The sequence below is a fragment of the Massilia aerilata genome, assembly GCF_042656905.1.
Taxonomy (GTDB): Bacteria; Pseudomonadota; Gammaproteobacteria; order Burkholderiales; family Burkholderiaceae_D; genus Telluria; species Telluria aerilata.
The window spans coordinates 25751-43500 of sequence record NZ_JBHSMZ010000012.1; the positions used below are offsets into that span (position 1 = coordinate 25751).

At 65.7% G+C, this 17750-nt stretch carries 12 protein-coding genes; 6 read left to right on the forward strand and 6 right to left on the reverse strand.

Translation table 11 applies throughout. The annotated features are described in order from the left end of the window. Nucleotides 1-238 precede the first annotated feature (238 nt). The 4 genes from ACFPO9_RS16400 (at nt 239) to ACFPO9_RS16415 (ending at nt 4785) form a co-directional block, all read left to right on the forward strand. The gene (locus ACFPO9_RS16400; protein WP_047826747.1) at nt 239-508 is read left to right on the forward strand and encodes a GlsB/YeaQ/YmgE family stress response membrane protein; all 270 of its coding nucleotides are present in this window, start codon (nt 239-241) and stop codon (nt 506-508) included. Nucleotides 509-595: 87 nt separating this feature from the next. Further along, complete coding sequence (locus tag ACFPO9_RS16405) at nt 596-1855, forward strand: phospholipase D-like domain-containing protein (RefSeq protein WP_379772210.1); 1260 nt, start codon at nt 596-598, stop codon at nt 1853-1855. Nucleotides 1856-1954: 99 nt separating this feature from the next. Further along, nucleotides 1955-4114, forward strand: coding sequence for a S46 family peptidase (locus ACFPO9_RS16410; RefSeq protein ID WP_379772211.1), 2160 nt, complete (start codon nt 1955-1957; stop codon nt 4112-4114). Between the two features lie 74 nt (nt 4115-4188). Then, complete coding sequence (locus tag ACFPO9_RS16415; protein WP_379772213.1) at nt 4189-4785, forward strand: YfbM family protein; 597 nt, start codon at nt 4189-4191, stop codon at nt 4783-4785. 48 nt (nt 4786-4833) lie between these two features. Here ACFPO9_RS16415 and ACFPO9_RS16420 read toward each other — a convergent pair whose 3' ends face one another. Further along, nucleotides 4834-6333 carry an APC family permease gene (locus tag ACFPO9_RS16420; RefSeq protein ID WP_379772215.1) on the reverse strand — a complete coding sequence of 500 codons (1500 nt, stop codon included), beginning with the start codon at nt 6331-6333 and terminating at the stop codon, nt 4834-4836. 160 nt (nt 6334-6493) lie between these two features. Here ACFPO9_RS16420 and ACFPO9_RS16425 point away from each other — a divergent pair, with 160 nt between their 5' ends. Both ACFPO9_RS16425 and ACFPO9_RS16430 read left to right on the forward strand, forming a co-directional pair. Beyond that, complete coding sequence (locus ACFPO9_RS16425) at nt 6494-6979, forward strand: RrF2 family transcriptional regulator (protein ID WP_379772217.1); 486 nt, start codon at nt 6494-6496, stop codon at nt 6977-6979. A 97-nt stretch (nt 6980-7076) separates the two neighbouring features. Next, nucleotides 7077-8246: a globin domain-containing protein gene (locus tag ACFPO9_RS16430; protein WP_379772219.1), complete on the forward strand. Its 1170-nt coding sequence runs from the start codon at nt 7077-7079 to the stop codon at nt 8244-8246. Nucleotides 8247-8332: 86 nt separating this feature from the next. On the opposite strand, the gene ACFPO9_RS16435 is transcribed toward ACFPO9_RS16430, so the two are convergent. The 5 genes from ACFPO9_RS16435 to astB all read right to left on the reverse strand — a co-directional run bounded on the left by ACFPO9_RS16435 (nt 8333) and on the right by astB (nt 17749). Continuing rightward, a complete protein-coding gene (locus tag ACFPO9_RS16435; RefSeq protein ID WP_379772221.1) occupies nt 8333-9196 on the reverse strand; it encodes a head GIN domain-containing protein in 864 nt (287 codons plus the stop codon). 125 nt (nt 9197-9321) lie between these two features. Further along, complete coding sequence (locus ACFPO9_RS16440) at nt 9322-10437, reverse strand: NADH:flavin oxidoreductase/NADH oxidase (protein WP_379772223.1); 1116 nt, start codon at nt 10435-10437, stop codon at nt 9322-9324. A 52-nt stretch (nt 10438-10489) separates the two neighbouring features. After that, nucleotides 10490-11485 carry a succinylglutamate desuccinylase gene (locus ACFPO9_RS16445; protein ID WP_379772224.1) on the reverse strand — a complete coding sequence of 332 codons (996 nt, stop codon included), beginning with the start codon at nt 11483-11485 and terminating at the stop codon, nt 10490-10492. Between the two features lie 9 nt (nt 11486-11494). Beyond that, a complete protein-coding gene (locus ACFPO9_RS16450) occupies nt 11495-16207 on the reverse strand; it encodes an NAD-glutamate dehydrogenase domain-containing protein (protein ID WP_379772226.1) in 4713 nt (1570 codons plus the stop codon). Between the two features lie 198 nt (nt 16208-16405). After that, complete coding sequence (gene astB, locus ACFPO9_RS16455; protein WP_379772227.1) at nt 16406-17749, reverse strand: N-succinylarginine dihydrolase; 1344 nt, start codon at nt 17747-17749, stop codon at nt 16406-16408. Nucleotide 17750 lies beyond the last annotated feature (1 nt).

Consider the following 17750-nt stretch of genomic DNA (forward strand, 5'->3'; position numbering starts at 1 on the left):
TACGGCAATCGGTATGCACTGCTTGTCTAGCAAAGATATTCCTGCCCAGCAGTGCGCTTCTGTTCGCTGACGCACTCATTCGTTGACATTCCGTCTATCAACAGAACGCGAATTCACTTTGCGCGTCTAACGTTCGTTGCCGCACCGACCCGGGTGCATACGCATCCGTAGACTTTGCCCATGGCCTCGGCAATCAATTGGCCTGGAGTATGTTTTTCCAACTTGAGGAGGAATCAACATGTTATTCATTATCTGGATCGTCGTCGGTGGTATTCTCGGCTGGCTCGCCAGCATGGTCATGAAAACGGACGCTGAACAAGGCATGATTCTCAATGTCGTGGTCGGTATCGTTGGCGCCTTCCTGGGTGGCTGGCTGCTGTCGCCGCTGTTTGGCTCCGGCACCATCAACTCCGATGACTTCAGCGTCTCGTCCCTGCTGGTTTCCTTCCTGGGCGCCGTCATCCTGCTGGCCATCGTGAACCTGCTGCGTCGCGGTCGCGCACGCTAAGCAGTGCGGTATGTTCGCTAAAACCAACGCTCTCCAGCGTTGGTTTTTTTATGTCTGAAAATTCTGCTTATGCGTATTAAACGTCCTATGGTTGCATTGATCGCCTGCCTCGCCACCGTGGTGGCGGGTCTGCTCGTGCTGAATTTTGCGCCGACCGAAAAGAAGATCGAGACCCAGCTCACCCGGCTTTACGACACCGACGATCCGCAATTCCGCCGGTCCCTCGGCGTGCTGCTCGGTCCGCCGCTGGTCGAAGGCAACAAGGTCGAGGTCCTGCTGAACGGCGACCAGATCTTCCCTGCCATGCTGAAGGCGATCCGCGAAGCGAAAAAGACGATCACCTTCGAAACCTATATCTACTGGTCGGAAACCATCGGCAAGGAATTCGCCGATGCCCTGGCCGAACGCGCGCGCGCCGGCGTCAAGGTCCACCTGATGCTGGACTACATCGGCAGCATCAAGATGGACGACGCCTCGATGAAAGCACTGCGCGACGCCGGCGTCGAAGTGCACCGCTACCACAAGCCGGTCTGGTGGAAGCTGGCGCGCCTGAACAACCGCACCCACCGCAAGCTGCTGATCGTCGACGGCCAGATCGGCTTTACGGGCGGCGTCGGCATCGCCGACAAGTGGCGCGGCCATGGCCAGGATGAAGACCACTGGCGCGACACCCACTTCCGTGTCGAGGGCCCGGTGGTCGGCCAGATGCAGGCCGTGTTCAACGATAACTGGACCAAGGCCACCGGCAAGGTGCTGGACGGCGAGGCGTATTTCCCGGCCCTGGCTGCGAAGGGCGACTCGCCGGCGCAGATGTTTTCCAGCTCCATCACCGGCGGCGGCGAAAGCATGCACCTGATGTACCTGATGGCGATCACCGCCGCGCGCCACACGATCCATCTTTCGAATTCCTATTTCGTGCCCGACGAACTGGCGGTCAAGGCGCTGGTGGCGGCGGCCAAGCGCGGGGTCGAGGTGCGCATCATCACGCCCGGCAAGATCATCGATTCCGACGTGGTGCGCGCCGCCTCGCACGAGCGCTGGGGCGCACTGCTCAAGGCCGGCGTCAAGATGGCCGAATACCAGCCGACCATGTACCACGTGAAGGCGCTGGTGGTCGATTCGCTGCTGGTGTCGGTGGGCTCGACCAATTTCGACAACCGCTCCTTCAGCCTGAACGACGAAGCCAACCTGAACGTGCTCGACCCGGTGTTCGCCAAACAGCAGGAAGCCGTGTTCGAGCAGGACTGGCTGCGCGCGAAACCGATCTCGCTGCAGCAGTGGGAAGACCGTCCCCTGCACGACAAGGCGGCGGGCAAGCTGGCCGACCTGATCGGCTCGCAGCTGTAAGGACGCGGGAAAATTTGGGTTGACGGTGGTTTTTCACATACGCATACTGTTGCGAGCTCATTCGAGCCAGTGAAGAACAATTATCTACCGACGGACCCGATGAAAAAATCCCTCTTATCGCTCGCCATCCTGACCAGCTTCGCCGCACAGGCCGACGAAGGCATGTGGATGCCGCAGCAGCTGCCACAAGTAGCCAAGCAACTGAAAGCCGCCGGCCTCAAGCTCGATCCGGCCTCGCTCACCAAGCTGACCGAATTCCCGGCCGGCGCCATCGTGAGCCTGGGCGGCTGCTCGGCCTCCTTCGTCTCGCCGGAAGGCCTGGTCATCACCAACCACCACTGCGTCTACAGCAGCGTGGCGATCAACTCGACCCCGCAGCGCGACCTGCTGGCCGACGGCTTCCTGGCCAAGACCATGGCCGACGAACTGCCGGCCGCGCCGGGCAGCCGCATCTTCGTGACCGAGGAAGTGACCAACGTCAGCAACCGCGTGATCACCCCGGAAGTCGCCAAGCTGACCGGCAAGGCCCGTGTCGATGCGATCGAGAAGAACCAGAAGGCCCTGGTGGCCGAGTGCGAAAAAGAGCCGGGCTACCGCTGCACGGTGCCGAGCTTCTACGGCGGCCTCGAGTTCTACCGCATCAAGCAGCTGGAAATCCGCGACGTGCGCCTGGTGCACGCACCGCCGTCGGGCGTGGGTAAATTCGGCGGCGACACCGACAACTGGATGTGGCCGCGCCACACCGGCGACTACGGCTTCTATCGCGGCTACGTGAGCCGCGACGGCAAATCCGCCGAGTTCTCGAAGGATAACGTCCCCTACAAGCCGAAGCACTTCCTGAAAATCGCCAAGGAAGGCGTGAAGGAAGGCGACTTCATCATGGCGCTGGGCTATCCGGGCCGCACCAACCGTCACCGCCTGCCGTCGGAAGTGGCGTTCACCTTCGACTGGAACTACCCGGCCTTCGTGAAGGCCTCGGGCGAGACCCTGGCCGTCATCGAACGCGAGACCAAGAACGATCCGGCCGCCAAGCTGAAGTACGCCAGCCAGGTCGCGGGCGTCAACAACTACTACAAGAACCGCAAGGGCATGATCGCCAGCTACGAAGGCAGCGACATCCTGGCGCGCAAGACCGCCGAGCACAACGCCCTCAAAACCTGGATCAATGCGAACGCCGCACGCAAGGCCGAATTCGGCGCCGACATCGAGGCCGTCGAGAAGCTGATCGCCGAGCGCGACGCCAAGGTCAAGCGCGAGTTCTTCCTGAGCTACTCGACCCCGCGCTTCCTGAATTCGGCGCGCACCCTGTACCGCCTGGCCAACGAGCGCAGCAAGCCGAACGCCGAGCGCAAGTCGGGCTACCAGGACCGCGACATGCCGCGCATGACCTCGGCCATCACCGGCCAGGACCGCACCTACGACGAAAAGGTCGACAAGGCGCTGGTGCTGAACTTCCTGAAGCAGTACAGCGCACAGCCGGCCAACGAGCACAACCTGGCATTCGATAACGCCCTCGGCATCAAGGCCGGCATGAACGAAGCCGAGCTGAAGGCCGCGCTGGACAAGCTGTACGCCGGTTCGCAGATGCAGAACAAGGACTTCCGCACCCAGTGGCTGACCAAGTCGCCGGCGGACTTCCAGTCGAGCAACGACGCCTTCATCAAGGCCGCCGTCGCCCTGTACGACGCCGACCGCAAGGAAGAAGCCGAGGAAGAGGAACTGGGCGGCAACATCCAGAAGGCCTACGCCAGCTACATGAAGGCCAAGATCGCCTACATGAACAGCCGCGGCCAGGCCGTCTACCCGGACGCCAACTCGACCCTGCGCGTGACCTTCGGCAACATCAAGGGCCGCAACTACGGCGCCGACGGCACCGGTTCCTGGACCGCTTTCACCACCGTGAAGGGCGTGGTCGCCAAGCACACCGGCGAAGGCGAATTCAACGCACCGGAAAAGCAGCTGGCCGCGATCCGCGCCAAGGACTTCGGCAAGTACCTTGACCCGAAGCTGGGCACCGTGCCGGTCGACTACCTGGCGACCCTGGACATCACCGGCGGCAACTCGGGTTCGGCCGCGCTGAACGCCAAGGGCGAGCTGATCGGCCTGGCCTTCGACGGCACCCTGGATTCGATCATCTCGGACTGGGACTTCAACAAGGCCGCCACCCGCGACATCCAGGTCGACATCCGCTACATCCTGTGGAACATGGAGAAGGTCGACCACGCGGATAACCTGCTGAAGGAGATGGGCGTCAAGTAAGCGCCCGTCATCGATGCATCATCGAAAGCCACGCTGCCGCAAGGCGCGTGGCTTTTTTTTCGAAGGAGACGCAGATGGGAATGATTGCCGCTTTTTATATGGTGAGCGACCGTAACATCGAGAAGATCCTCGCGGATCCGCCGCTGGTCTGGAAGGTGGTCGCGCCGGACGATCCCGAAGCCTATGCCAGCTACCGGCAGGCCGCCAGGCCGGGTTTGCTGGGCCGCCTGCTGGGACGCAGGAGCGAACCGGCGGCAGCGCCGGCCGAGCTGGAGCCGGCGGACGGCGACACCGCGGAGACCGATGTCGACAAGGCCTGGCACGGCATCCACTACCTGCTCACGAAAACGGATTGGGGCGGCGCCTTCCCGCTCAACTTCCTGGTCGACGGCGGCGCGGCGGTCGGCGACATCGAAGTCGGCGTCGGCCCGGCGCGGGCTTTCCGTGCGGCCGAGGTGCAGCTGATCGACCAGGCCCTGCGCGGCATCGACCAAGCCACGCTGAGGGCGCGTTTCGACCCGGCCGAGATGCAGGCGCTGCAGATCTACCCGGATGGCATCTGGCGCAACGAGGATGCGCTGGACTACTGCATCGACTACTTCGGGGTGCTGAAGGCGTTCGTCGGCAAGGCGGCGGAACGGCGCCTCGGCATGCTGGCCACCAACGGCTAGGCGGCTTCGCGCAGGAAGGCGTGGGTGGCGCGCCGGATCGTGTCCATCTCAGTGCGTCAGCTCGGTCTGCTGCGCACCCGATTTGTTCAAACGGCTGTTGCGCAGCCCGTAGCCGAAATAGGTCAGCACCGCCACCGTCATCCACACCGCGAACACGCTATAGGTGACCTTCGACAGGCCGAACACCAGGTACAGGCAGGCCAGGATCGACAGGCCCGGCACCAGGTAGGGGCCGAAGGGCACGCGGAATCCCTTGCGGCCGCTGACGCTGTCCTTGCCCTGCTTGCGGCGGATGACCGGCACCGCGATCGACACCACGATGAAGGCCACCAGGGTGCCCATGCTCACCATGTCCCACAGGAAGGTGGCGTCGACCAGGCCGGCCACGATGGCCACCACGATCGAGACGATCAGGGTGTTCGCCACCGGCGACTGGGTGCGCGGGCTCACCTGCTGGAAGGTCTTGGGAATCAGGCCGTCGCGCGAGATCGCGTACAGGATGCGGGTCTGGCCGTAGATGGTCACCAGGGTCACCGAGAACACGGAGATGACGGCGCCGGCCGACAGCACCAGCGCCGGCCAGGCCTTGCCGGTGACGTTCTGCAGGATCACGGCGAGGCCCGCCTCCTGGCCTTCGAACATGTGGGCCGGCTGGGCGCCCATCGCGGCAATCGCCACCAGCATGTAGAACACGGTCACGATGACCAGGGCCGCCAGGATCCCGAGCGGCACGTCGCGGGTCGGGTTGCGGGTTTCCTCGCCGGCGGTGGCGATGGTGTCGATGCCGATGAAGGAGAAGAACACGGTGCCGGCCGCCGCCGTCACGCCGGCCATGCCGCCCGCGCTATGGACGTTGGCGCCCGAGAAGAAGGGGTGGAAGTTGTTGATGTCGAAGCCGCTCAGGGCGATCGCCGAGAAGAACACCAGGATGGCCAGCTTGATGACGACCATGACGGCGTTGGTGGTGGCCGATTCCTTGGTGCCGCGGATCAGCAGCACGCAGCACAGCACCACCAGCAGGATGGGCGGCAGGTTGATGTGGCCGGCATGGATCTCGATGCCCTCCTTGCCGGAGACGATCAGCGGCGAGCGCAGCGCTTCCGGAATCTGCCAGCCGAACGCGTTCTGCAGGAAGTTGTTGAGGTAATCGGACCAGCCGATTGCGGTGGCGCTGCCGGCCAGGCCGTATTCCAGCAGCAGGCAGGCGGCGACGATGAAGGCGGCGAACTCGCCCACGGTGGCGTAGGCGAAGGAGTAGGACGAGCCGGAGGCCGGCACGCGGTCCGCCAGTTCGGCGTAGCACAGCGCGGTGAGGCCGGCGGTAATGGCGGCCAGCAGGAAGGACAGGACGACCGCCGGGCCGGCCTTCGGCACCGCTTCGACCATGGTGAAGAAGATGCCGGTGCCGATGGTGGCGCCGACGCCGATCATGGTCAGGGGGAACAGGCCCAGGGTACGATGCAGGCCGCCACCCGTGTCGTGGCCGTCCTCGCGCTTACGCTCCAAGGTCTTGGTTCTCAACAGCTTCTGGCCCAATGTCTGATTCACGGCGTGTCCTCTGGTCGCACTTCCAAAGCTTGCGATTATAGGGCCAGTTGCCAGCCACTTATAGATAACATTTTGCAATGCTCGGAAAAAATACTTTCCTTAAAGATGCATTTTTTATGCATATTTAGTAGAATACGCCTGTCATTACGAAGAACACACGATGCGCCTCACCCGCTTCTCCGATATTGGTTTGCGCGTGCTCATTTACCTGGAGCGGGCCGGCGAACGTTCGCAGCCCGTGACGGTGGCGGAGATCAGCAGCCAGTTCGACATCCCGCTGAACCACCTGGTCAAAGTGGTCGGCCAGCTGGCCAAGCTGGGCTGGATCAAGGCGACGCGCGGACGCAACGGCGGCCTGCGCCTGCTGGCCGACCCGGCCACGCTCACGATCGGCCAGGTGCTGCGCAAGCTGGAAGGCGAAGAAGACGAACTGGTCGATTGCGAGGGCACGAACTGCGCCCTCAAGCTCGACTGCCAGCTGCGCGGCATGCTGCGCGCCGGCATGCGCGCGTTCTACGAAGCCATGGACGGCTACACGCTGGCTCAGGCGACCTCGGGCGCGACCGGCGAGCAGGTGATCCGGATGCACAAGATGTTCTGGAGCGGCATGCCAGCGGCAAGCGGCGCGCCTGCTGCGATTGAATAGAAGTAAGTACTGGCTTTATTGTTTTGGCTTGAGCCCTTTTGTGGGCGTTTTTTTGAAACTTAAATCTGCATTTCAGATGCATCAATAAGGACGAATCATGATTTCCGACGCTTCCCGCCCCTTCATCGACGCCAGCGTACCGGTCCTGCGCCAGCACGGCCTGAGCATCACGAAGCTGTTTTACGCGAACATGTTCAAGGCGCACCCTGAGCTGACCAGCCTCTTCAACATGGGCAACCAGGCGAGCGGCGCGCAGCAGCAATCGCTGGCGTCGGCGGTGTTCGCCTATGCCGCGAACATCGGCAATCCGAGCGCGCTGGGCCCGGTGGTGAATCGTATCGTCCACAAGCACGTCTCGGTCGGCATCCGCGCCGAGCACTACCCGATCGTCGGCCACCACCTGCTCGGCGCGATTGCCGAAACCCTGGGCGACGCCGCCACCCAGCCGCTGCTGGATGCCTGGGCCGAAGCCTACGGCTCGCTGGCCAAGCTCTTGATCGCCGCCGAAGCCGAGATGTATGACACCGCCGGCATCCAGCCGGGCGAGACCCGCTTGATGCGCGTCACGGAAGTGCGCCGCGAGAGCGAGAACGTGATGTCCTTCCGCCTGGTCGCTGCGGACGAGAAGCCGCTGCCGGCCTTCAAGCCGGGCCAGTACGTCAGCGTCGCCGTGGACCTGCCGGATGGCCGCCACCAGCTGCGCCAGTACAGCCTGTCCGATGCGCCGGGCCTTGATTCCTGGCGCATCTCGGTCAAGCGTGAAGATGGCGCCGAAACGCCGGCCGGCATGGTGTCGAACTGGCTGCACCGGAACGTGCAGGTGGGTTCGGTCCTGCAGGTGTCGCACCCCTTCGGCGAGTTCACCCCGAACACGGAAGACGAGCAGACCATCGTGCTGCTGTCGGCCGGCGTCGGCGTGACCCCGATGGTGTCCGCGGTCAAGCGCATCGCCGCGGTGAACCCGCAGCGCCGCGTGATCTTCGCCCATGCCGCCCGCAATGCCGCCCACCACGCGCTGCGTGCGGACGTGGAAGCGCTGAAGGCGATCATGCCGAACCTGGCGGTGGTGAGCTTCTACGAAGATGTCGAAGGCCGCATGGACCTGGCCAGGCTGCCGGTGTGGAAGCGCGAGGAAGCGGAAGTGTGGCTGTGCGGTCCGCACAAGTTCATGCAGGCGCAGTGGCTGTCGCTGCTGCATGCGGGCGTGCCGGCGGCGCGCCTGCATCGCGAGGTGTTCGGGCCGGAGTTGCTGGATCACCTGCTGTAATTTGCGGTGATGATGCGTGGGCACGGGGTGCCCACCCTACATGAACGCCGATGGGCGCGTGAACGGATTCCGTCACGCGCCCTTTTTCAATTCAGCATCTGCACGTGGTTGCCGCTCACCGAGCGCTGCCCCGGGTTGCCGTACACGCGGATGCCGCCCGAGCCGCCGTTCTGCGCGATCAGCGACTGTCGCACGTTGGCGGTGATGCCGCCCGAGCCCGAGGACGAGAGGTCGGCCTGGTCGCTGGTCAGCTTCGCCAGGTCGAGGTGGCCGGAGCCGTTCGAACGCGCCGTCAGCGAGCGCACCGTGCCGCTCACATGCAGCTGGCCCGAGCCGTTCAGATTGACGATCGCATAGTCGCCGCGTACCTGGCCGACTTCGAGACGGCCGGAGCCGCTCATGGCCAGCTTGGCGCTGGCGCTCTGCAGGCGGCTGGCGTCGACGCTGCCGGAACCGTTGTTGTCGACCTCCAGGCTGGCCACCTGGCCGGACAGGGACACCATGCCCGAGCCGTTGCGGCGCACGGTCAGCGGGGAGCCGGACAGGCCTTCCACCGCGATGCGGCCGGAGCCGTTCTGGTGCAGGTCGGTCAGGCGCGGCACCGTGTAGATCACGTGCACCGGATTGCGGCTGCGGTAAGAACGGTCGGTATGGATGTTCAGGGTATCGCCGCGCACGTCGGTGCGGATCAGCGGCAGCAGGTTGCTGTCGGCCTCCACCACCAGCGAGGTGGCCGGGCCGACCCGCACGTCGACCACGATGGCGCCATTCACGTCCAGGCCATTCACGGTGCCGACCGAGCGCTGCTCGTGCGCGGCGATGCCGTCACCTTCGATCGTGTTGCCGTTGAAGGGGGTACGAACGGTGTAGTCGCCGTCGGCGCCGGGAGCGACGACGATGGCGCAGCCGCCGAGGGCGGCGAGGCAGGCGATGGCAAGCAGGGTACGCATGGAGGATGGCCTTTCTTGTTTGGGATGACTTACTCTAACAAGAGAGCTTCCAGCCATCCCGCGCCATGCGACAAACTGCTAAAAATGCGGAACGAACGGTGGCTGGCACGGATTGGCGCGCTTCTTTACCTCTGTCCGAGCCGCGTATCGCCGAACAGGTTCTTGAACTCGTGCGGCTGCGAGCGCCAGTACTGCGGCGGCGCGCTCACGCTGGCGCCCAGCTCGGCCGCCGCATGCCAGGGCCAGCGCGGGTCGTACAGCATCGCGCGCGCCAGCGCCACCATGTCGGCCTGGCCGGTCTGGACGATGGTCTCGGCCTGTTTCGCTTCCGTGATCAGGCCCACGCCGATGACCGGCATGGCGGTCTGCTGCCGGATGCGGGCCGCGAACTCGATCTGGTAGCCCGGCCCCACCGGGATCTTCTGCTGCGGCGACACGCCGCCGCTCGACACGTGGATGAACTGGCAGCCGCGCTTTTCGAGTTCCGCGCTCAAGGCCAGGCTCTGCTCCAGGTCCCAGCCGCCCTCGACCCAGTCGGTGGCCGAGATGCGCATGCCGACCACCATTTCCGCCGACACCGCCGCGCGGACCGCGTCGAACACCTCCAATGGAAAACGCATGCGGTTCTCGAGCGAGCCGCCATATCGGTCGCTGCGCCGGTTAGCCAGCGGCGACAGGAACTGGTGCAGCAGATAGCCGTGGGCGCCATGGATCTCGATCGCGTCCAGGCCCAGGGCATCGGCGCGGCGGGCGGCGGCGGCAAAGGCTTCCTTCACGCCTTGCAGTCCTTCCGCATCGAGCGCCAGCGGCACGGTTTCGCCCTGCGCATGCGGCACATTCGAGGGCGCCACGGTCTGCCAGCCGCGCTGGTGGTCGACCGGGATATTCGCCCCGCCCTGCCACGGCACTTCGCTGGACGCCTTGCGGCCGGCGTGGCCGAGCTGGATCGCGATCCTGATCGGGGAGTGCTTGCGCATGGCGTTGACGACCGGCTCGAGCGAAGCCGCGTGCGCGTCCGACCACAGACCCAGGTCCTCGGGCGAGATGCGTCCCTCCGGCGTGACCGCGGTGGCTTCGATGATCAGGAGGCCGGCGCCGGACAAGGCCAGGTGGCCGAGGTGGATCATGTGCCAGTCGGTCGCGTGGCCTTCCGCGGCCGAGTACTGGCACATCGGGGCGATGGCGATGCGGTTGGGCAGTTCGATCGGGCCGAGCTTGATCGGAGAAAACAGCATACTCATGGAAAAGACTCCCCTTTCGTTCGAAAGGGGTAGTCTAGCGCGCACAGCAAATTTACGTGCGCACCACCATGATCCCGGCGCGCAGACCCACACGCACGTCCGGGTTGGGGAAGACGACGAATTCCTCGTCGTGCTTGACGGTGTAGACGGTGTCGCCATCGGTGGCGATCACGTCTCCCTGTTTGAGAGGGGTGAAATTTTCGGTCTCGCGACCAAAACTCATCCTGAATGCATCGGACAGCTTGGTGATCGACTGCACCGTATTGAACACCAGCGGCGCGGCGCCCTGCGGCGCAGGGAGACCACGCAGCAGCGCATGCAAGGCGGCGCTCATCGCCGCAAACTGCGACAAGTCGTTCTGCCCCAGCGTGCCGATGCGGCCCAGCTCCACCGTGCTGGAGGCGGCGCCATGCTGCTCCGCGGTCCAGTACGAATAGGTGCCGGCCGACTTCGGGTTCATGATGACGGCTTCGATGCCGCCCTGCCCCAGCCATTCGATCAGCGCATTGCGCGGACCATCGGCAATCAGCTCGGGCACGATCGCAAACTGCGGATAGCGCGAGGCGCGGATCGCCGTGTGCAGGTCGAGGTGCCAGCGCCGGGGGCCGGCGCCGTCGAAGAAATCGCGGGTGGCCGCGATCAGGGTGTCCGCCCTGCCCGCCTCGAAGGTAGCGGCAAGGTCGCCGCGGTCGAGACGGAACATGCGATTCAGGTCGGCGTCGATGAAACGCTTGCCGACCGCGATCGCATCGATGCTGCCGACGCATAGCATCAGGTCCACCTTCAGCCCGTGCGGTGCACGCGACAAGGCATCGACCGTGTGCGCGACCATCTCGATCGGCCCGGTCTCGTCGCCGTGCACGCCCACCGACAGCAGCACGGCCGGACGATCCGCATCCGGCTGCGCGGACTTCACGGTCAGCACGCCCTTGGCGGGCAGGCCGACCGTGAAGCCGGCAGCGCGGAACAGATCCGCCACCTGGCCGAAATCGGCCTGGGCCAGGGCCCGTACCGATTCCGGCAGTGCTTCGAACGAAGCTTTGCTCATCGCCGAGCCTTAGGCCGCGATGCGTTCCGGGCTCGAACCTTCCGACAGCGACCAGACGTTCAGCATTGCCTGTTCGAGGTCGGTCGGCTGAGCGAAGCCGGTCAGGCCCATCGCGCCGGTGGTGTCGCGCACGGCAGCCTGCATGTCGCCGGTCTGGCGGGTGCGTTCCAGCACGGTCAGCAGCAGGCGCTGCTGGGTGCGGCGCAGTGCCTGCATCGCGTAGTTGCGCAGCTGTTCCTGCGACTTGCTGGTGGCCGGCAGCTTCAGGCCTCGCTCCAGCGTGTCGATACCGGAAGCGGCGCGCAGCACCATGCCGACCTGCAGGAACTCGGCCAGCGACATGCCGCTTGGGCGCTGCACCGACACCGCGGCGAACAGGAAGGCCGCCAGCGATTCGACCGTGTCGACCGCCTTCCAGGCCTGCACGAAGGACGGCGACAGGCCGGCGTGGGCGTCCGCATCCGACTTGGCCGGGTTCAAGGCGCCCAGTTGCTCCGGCTGCGAGAACAGGTTCGACAGCTCGGCCATGCCGCCGGCGCCGGCTTGTTCCGCCGGCAGCGACAGCACGCCTTCGATCACGGTGCGCAGCATCGCGCGGGTGCGCGCATCGACCGTCTGCGAGACGTCGCGCGGCACCTTCAGGGCGTCGGCGTCGAGCGCGTCGAACACCGGCGCCAGGTGCAGCGCCGACCAGGCCTGGCCCCAGGCCTTGACCACTTCGGCGTCGTCGATGCGGTGTTCCAGCGCCAGGTCGCGCAGCATCAGCGGACCGCAGCGGTTGACCGACTCGTTGGCCAGCACGGTCGCCAGGATGGCGTTGGCCAGCGGGTGATCCAGCGGCTTGCGGGTGGCGACCAGCTGTTCCGGGAAGTACGGACGCAGCACGGTCTCGGCCCACGGCAATTCCGTCAGCGGCAGCGCAGCCAGCACGCGCTTGAAGCGGTTCTTGACGTTGGCGATGACCACCGCCAGTTCCGGCGTGGTCAGGCCCAGGCCGAGGGCCTTGCGGCGCGCCAGCTCGGTTTCCGACGGCAGCTGCTCCAGTTCGCGCGACACGGCGCCCTCGAGCTCCAGGCTGGAGATCAGGGCGGCGTAGCCATCGACGACAGCGCTGTTCGACTGCGCCTGTGCTTCGCGCACCAGCAGGTGGGTCTGCAGGGTGTTGTCGCGCAGGACCAGGTCTTCCACGGCGCCGGTCATTTCGTTCAGCACGCGGTTGCGGTCCGCTTCCGGCAGCTGGCCGGCGTTGACTTCGGTGTCCAGCCAGATCTTGATGTTGACTTCGTGGTCGGAGCAATCCACACCGGCCGAGTTGTCGATCGCATCGGTGAAGATGCGGCCGCCGGCCAGCGCGAATTCGATACGGCCGGCCTGGGTCGCGCCCAGGTTGCCGCCTTCGGCCACGACCTTGCAGCGCAATTCGCTGCCGTTGACGCGGATGTTGTCGTTGGCGCGGTCCTTCACCTGGGCGTGGGTCTCGCTGGACGACTTGATGTAGGTGCCGATGCCGCCGTTGTAGAACAGGTCCACCGGCGCCAGCAGGATGCGGTGCATCAGCTCTTCCGGGGTCAGCGAGGTCTCTGCGATATCGAGGGCTGCGCGCACTTCAGGCGACAGCTCGATGTGGCGCGCCGAGCGCGGGAACACGCCGCCGCCGGCCGAGATCAGGCTCTTGTCGTAATCTTCCCACGAGGAGCGCGGCAGCGCGAACATGCGCTCGCGTTCCTTGAACGAGACTTCGACGTCCGGGGTCGGATCCAGGAAGATGTGGCGGTGGTCGAAGGCGGCCAGCACTTTCAGCTGGCGCGACAGCAGCACGCCGTTGCCGAACACGTCGCCCGACATGTCGCCCACGCCGACCATGGTGATCGGGGTGGTGGCCATGTCGTGGCCCATTTCGTAGAAGTGGCGCTTGACGGCTTCGAAGGCGCCCTTCGCGGTGATGCCCATCTTCTTGTGGTCGTAGCCGTTCGAGCCGCCCGAGGCGAAGGCGTCGCCCAGCCAGAAGCCGCGCGAGACGGCGATGCTGTTGGCGATGTCGGAGAAGGTCGCGGTGCCCTTGTCGGCGGCGACCACCAGGTAAGGGTCGTCCTGGTCGTAGCGCACGGTGGCGTTCGGCGGTACGATCTCGCCGCGCACGCGGTTGTCGGTCACTTCCAGCAGGCTGGCGATGAACAGGCGGTAGACTGCTTCGCCTTCGGCCGCCACCACTTCACGCACGGCGTCCTTCGGCATCTGCTTGCAGACGAAGCCGCCCTTCGAGCCGGCCGGCACGATCACGGCGTTCTTGACCATCTGCGCCTTCACCAGGCCCAGCACCTCGGTGCGGTAGTCTTCCATGCGGTCCGACCAGCGCAGGCCGCCGCGGGCGACCGGGCCGCCGCGCAGGTGCACGCCTTCGAAGCGGCGCGAGAACACATAGATTTCGCGGAACGGACGCGGTTCCGGCACCAGCATCAGGTTGCTGGTGTTGAGCTTGAAGATGATCTTCTCGCCCTCGTTCTGGAAGTAATTCGTGCGCACGGTCGCCATCACCAGGTCGACCAGGGCGGCCATGATCTCTTCGGTGTCGGCGTGATTGACCTTGGCCAGGCCGGCCTTCAGCTCGGCCAGCTTGGCGTTGCCGGAAGCGTGTTCGTCTTCCGACAGCGCCGGGTTGAAGCGCAGCTTGAAGCCTTCCACCAGTTCGCGCACCAGGCCGGCGCGCAGGCGCAGGGTTTCGGCCATGTAGCGGGTCGAGAACTTGCTGCCTGCCTGGCGCCAGTAGCTGATGTAGGCGCGGACCAGCTGCACTTCGCGGGTCGACAGGCCGCCTTCGATGGTGAGACCGTTCAGGCGGCCATCTTCGGCTTCATCGTTGAACAGGGCGGCGAACAGCTCTTCGGCGACGTCGGCGATGCCCGGCTTGGCCAGCTTGGCCGCGCTTTCCTCATCGACGATCAGGCTGGTCACGAAGTGGCGGGTACCGTCGTTGGTGGTGATGGCGAAAGCCTGCTCGCGGTCGATCGCGACGCCGGCGTTCTGCAGGGCCGGCAGGATGCGCGACAGCGAAGGCACGCTGCCGGTCGAGTACAGGCGCAGCGAAGCGCCGGTCGCGGCATCGCTTTCGATGCGCACCGACACGTGGTTCGGCTTGCCGTTGTTGATCAGCGCGCACAGGTCGCGGAAGGCGACTTCCGGATTGGTGGCGGCCACGTAGTTGACCGGCAGGGTCGGCATGAGCTTGCGCAGTGCGTTGCGGGTCGGGACGTCGGCGATGTCCTCGGTCAGCACGGTGTAGCGGTCATGCCAGCCGTCCAGCACGGCCAGCAGCGGCTGCTGGATGTCGGTTTCGAGATCCAGCGGATTGCGCGCGGCTTCGGCGATCAGGTAGACGCGGGCCAGCGGGCCGTCGGCCACCATGGTCTGGGTGCGCACGTCGGTGGCGCCCGAGCTTTCCTTCAGGGCCTGGGCCAGCGAGGCCACCACGGCGGCGCTGTAGCGCTCGCGCGGCAGGTAGATCAGCACGTTCAGGTGGCGGGCGTAGACGTCGCGGCGCGCGAACACCTTGGCGCGCGGCTGCTTGTACAGCGAGACCACCGAGCTGCAGACCTGGGCCAGCCATTCCGGATCGGCTTCCAGCGCTTCGGTACGCGGCAGCGATTCGAGGATCTCGAGGAATTTCTCGGCGCGGAAGCCTTCCTGGCGCACGCCGGCGATGCCCAGCACCTTCGCCACGCGGCCGCGCGCGAACGGCAGGCGCGCCAGCGGGGTCGAGGTGGCGGCGCGGGTGAACAGGCCGATGAAGCAATGTTCGCCGATGGTGTTGCCCTGGGCGTCGGTGGCGCGCACGCCGATGAAGTCGAGCGGCTGGTCGCGGTGCAGGGTGCCGGCCACGTCGGCCTTCACGATCGACAGGGTCTCTTCGCGCTTGGAGAGGATCTCGAAGTCGCCCGGGATGTTCTGGATGCTGGTCGCGTAGACCGGGTGCGAGGTGTCCCGCAGCACGCCGATGCGGCTCGGGATGTCGCGTTCGAGTTCGCGCACGCCCGGCTTGACGAAGTAGTAGGCATAGCCGAAGGGCTCGAAGCCTTCGTTCTTGGCCCACTCGAGGAAGGCGGCGACTTCCTGGCCGGAAGGCGTGCCCTGGGCGGCGGCCGCGGCGGCGACGGCGCTCATGCGGTCGCCCATGGCGACGGCGTCGCGGTGCACCACGGCGGCGTCGCGCGCCACCATCTGGATGCGACCGATCAGCGCGTCCAGCTCATCCTGCGGCAGGTCTTCGGCCAGCAGGCAAAGCACGTAGGATTCCAGCGGCGCGCCGGCTTCGCCGACGGAGATGACGGCGCCGTTCGCATCGCGGCGCACCGGCAGCACGGCGTTCATCACGCCCGAAGCCACCACGCGCTGGCGGCGCAGCGCCATCACGAAGGAGTCGACCAGGTAGGGCATGTCCTCGTTGAGGATCAGGAGAGCGGTCGACATGCCGCAACGGCCGTCGGTGTAGCGCATCTGCGCGATCTGGCAGCCCGGCGTGGTGCGTTGCGCGACCTGGGCAAAGCCGTCCTGCAGGATCGCCGCCAGGCTGTCGGGCGAAACGCCGGCCAGGTCCTCGTCGTCGAGGGAACCGAGCCAGGCGCCGATCAGTGCGGCCACCTGTTCGGACGGCTTGTTATCCGCATTTTCATCATTAACCAGGGCGAGCGTACGGGTACGCAGGTCGGCCGGCAGTGCTTTGTTCATTTACATCTCCAATGCTGGTAGTTGTGCCAGGTCCGCTACGGCTTGTGGCCACGCGTCCTCCGGCTTATGCGGACGGGGTTGTCCCGTCCAGATTCCGTGCTTCCTTATCCCGAAAGCTAATCCGCTATTAGAACATGCCGCGCAAACGCTGCGGGCGTGTTTAGTATCCATGCGGCAACACTTCCAGGCCCAGTGTTGCTAATTCAATTCGTACAGTCCGGGCAGGCCGAGCAGGCGTTCCAGCTCTTCCAGCGCGGTGGCGCATTCGATGGCCAGCTGCGGGTCGGCCAGGTCCTTCGGCTCGACGTGGTCGCGGTAGTGGCGCTCGACCCAGGGTACGAGTTTCGCGTACAGGTCTTCGGTCATGATCACACCCTGGTGCATCGCCGCTGCTTCGTCGTCGGTCAGCGCCACGCGCAGGCGCAGGCAGGCAGGGCCGCCGCCGTTGCGCATGCTCTGGCGCAGGTCGAATTCGATCAGCTCGTCGATGGCGCTGCCGCCCGCAATAAGGCTTTCCAGGTAGCGCGAAACAAAGGCGTTCTCGCGGCACTCGTGCGGCACCACCAGCGCCATGCCGCCGTCCGGCTTGGACAGCAGCTGGCTGTTGAACAGGTAGCTGGCCACCGCATCGGCGACCGGCACCATGTTCGTATCGACGCGCACCGCCTGCAGATCGGCGTCCACGCCGGCCAGGGCGCGCCGCAGCGCGTCCAGGGTGCCGGCTTCGTTGGCGAAGGCCTGCTCGTGGTAGAACAGCACGTTGCCGTTGCCGACCGCGATCACGTCGTTGTGGAACACACCCTGGTCGATCACGTCCGGGTTCTGCGAAGCGAACACGGTGCGCGCGCTATCGAGGCCATGCAGGCGGGCGATGGCTTGCGAGGCTTCGAGGGTCTGGCGCGCCGGGTATTTTTTCGGGCTTGGTGCGGACGGGTCGAACTCGACCTTCCCGTAGACGAAGAACTCGACGCCGGCCGCGCCGTGGGCGCTGGCAAAGCGGGTGTGGTTGGCCGCGCCTTCGTCGCCGAAGGCCGGCGTGGACGGCAGCGGCTCGTGCACCACGAAGCGGTCGCTGTTCGCGAACAGCGCGCGCAGGGTGCGGGTCGACTGGATGTGCTCTTCGGCGCGGTGCAGCTTGTTGTTCAGGTTGGCGGCGGTGAAGTGCACGCGGCCGTCCGCGGTGTCGCTCGAGGGGCTGACGGTGGCGGCGTTGGCGGTCCACATCGGCGATGCCGAATAGGCGCAGGCCAGGATCACCGGCGACTCGCGGTAGGCCTGGGCCAGCACGTCGGCATCGGTACCGGAAAAGCCCAGACGGCGCAGCAGGCGGAAGTTCGGGCGCGCCTGCGGCGGCAGCACGGCTTGCGCGAAGCCGCGCGCGGCCAGTTCGCGCATCTTGGCAAGGCCCTGCAGGGCGGCCTGCCTCGGATTCGAGGCGCTCTTCACGTTGTTGAAGGAGGCGACGTTGCCGAAGGAGAGGCCGGCGTAGTTGTGCGAGGGGCCGACCAGGCCGTCGAAGTTGAATTCGCGGGCGTTACGCATT

Bases quoted from the DNA above. Each gene is read 5' to 3' on its own strand.
- ACFPO9_RS16440 (WP_379772223.1), bottom strand. From the start codon at position 10,437: ATGAGTATGCTGTTTTCTCCGATCAAGCTCGGCCCGATCGAACTGCCC.
- ACFPO9_RS16410 (WP_379772211.1), top strand. From the start codon at position 1,955: ATGAAAAAATCCCTCTTATCGCTCGCCATCCTGACCAGCTTCGCCGCA.
- ACFPO9_RS16400 (WP_047826747.1), top strand. From the start codon at position 239: ATGTTATTCATTATCTGGATCGTCGTCGGTGGTATTCTCGGCTGGCTC.
- ACFPO9_RS16445 (WP_379772224.1), bottom strand. From the start codon at position 11,485: ATGAGCAAAGCTTCGTTCGAAGCACTGCCGGAATCGGTACGGGCCCTG.
- ACFPO9_RS16405 (WP_379772210.1), top strand. From the start codon at position 596: ATGGTTGCATTGATCGCCTGCCTCGCCACCGTGGTGGCGGGTCTGCTC.
- astB (WP_379772227.1), bottom strand. From the start codon at position 17,749: ATGCGTAACGCCCGCGAATTCAACTTCGACGGCCTGGTCGGCCCCTCG.
- ACFPO9_RS16450 (WP_379772226.1), bottom strand. From the start codon at position 16,207: ATGAACAAAGCACTGCCGGCCGACCTGCGTACCCGTACGCTCGCCCTG.
- ACFPO9_RS16430 (WP_379772219.1), top strand. From the start codon at position 7,077: ATGATTTCCGACGCTTCCCGCCCCTTCATCGACGCCAGCGTACCGGTC.
- ACFPO9_RS16425 (WP_379772217.1), top strand. From the start codon at position 6,494: ATGCGCCTCACCCGCTTCTCCGATATTGGTTTGCGCGTGCTCATTTAC.
- ACFPO9_RS16435 (WP_379772221.1), bottom strand. From the start codon at position 9,196: ATGCGTACCCTGCTTGCCATCGCCTGCCTCGCCGCCCTCGGCGGCTGC.
- ACFPO9_RS16415 (WP_379772213.1), top strand. From the start codon at position 4,189: ATGGGAATGATTGCCGCTTTTTATATGGTGAGCGACCGTAACATCGAG.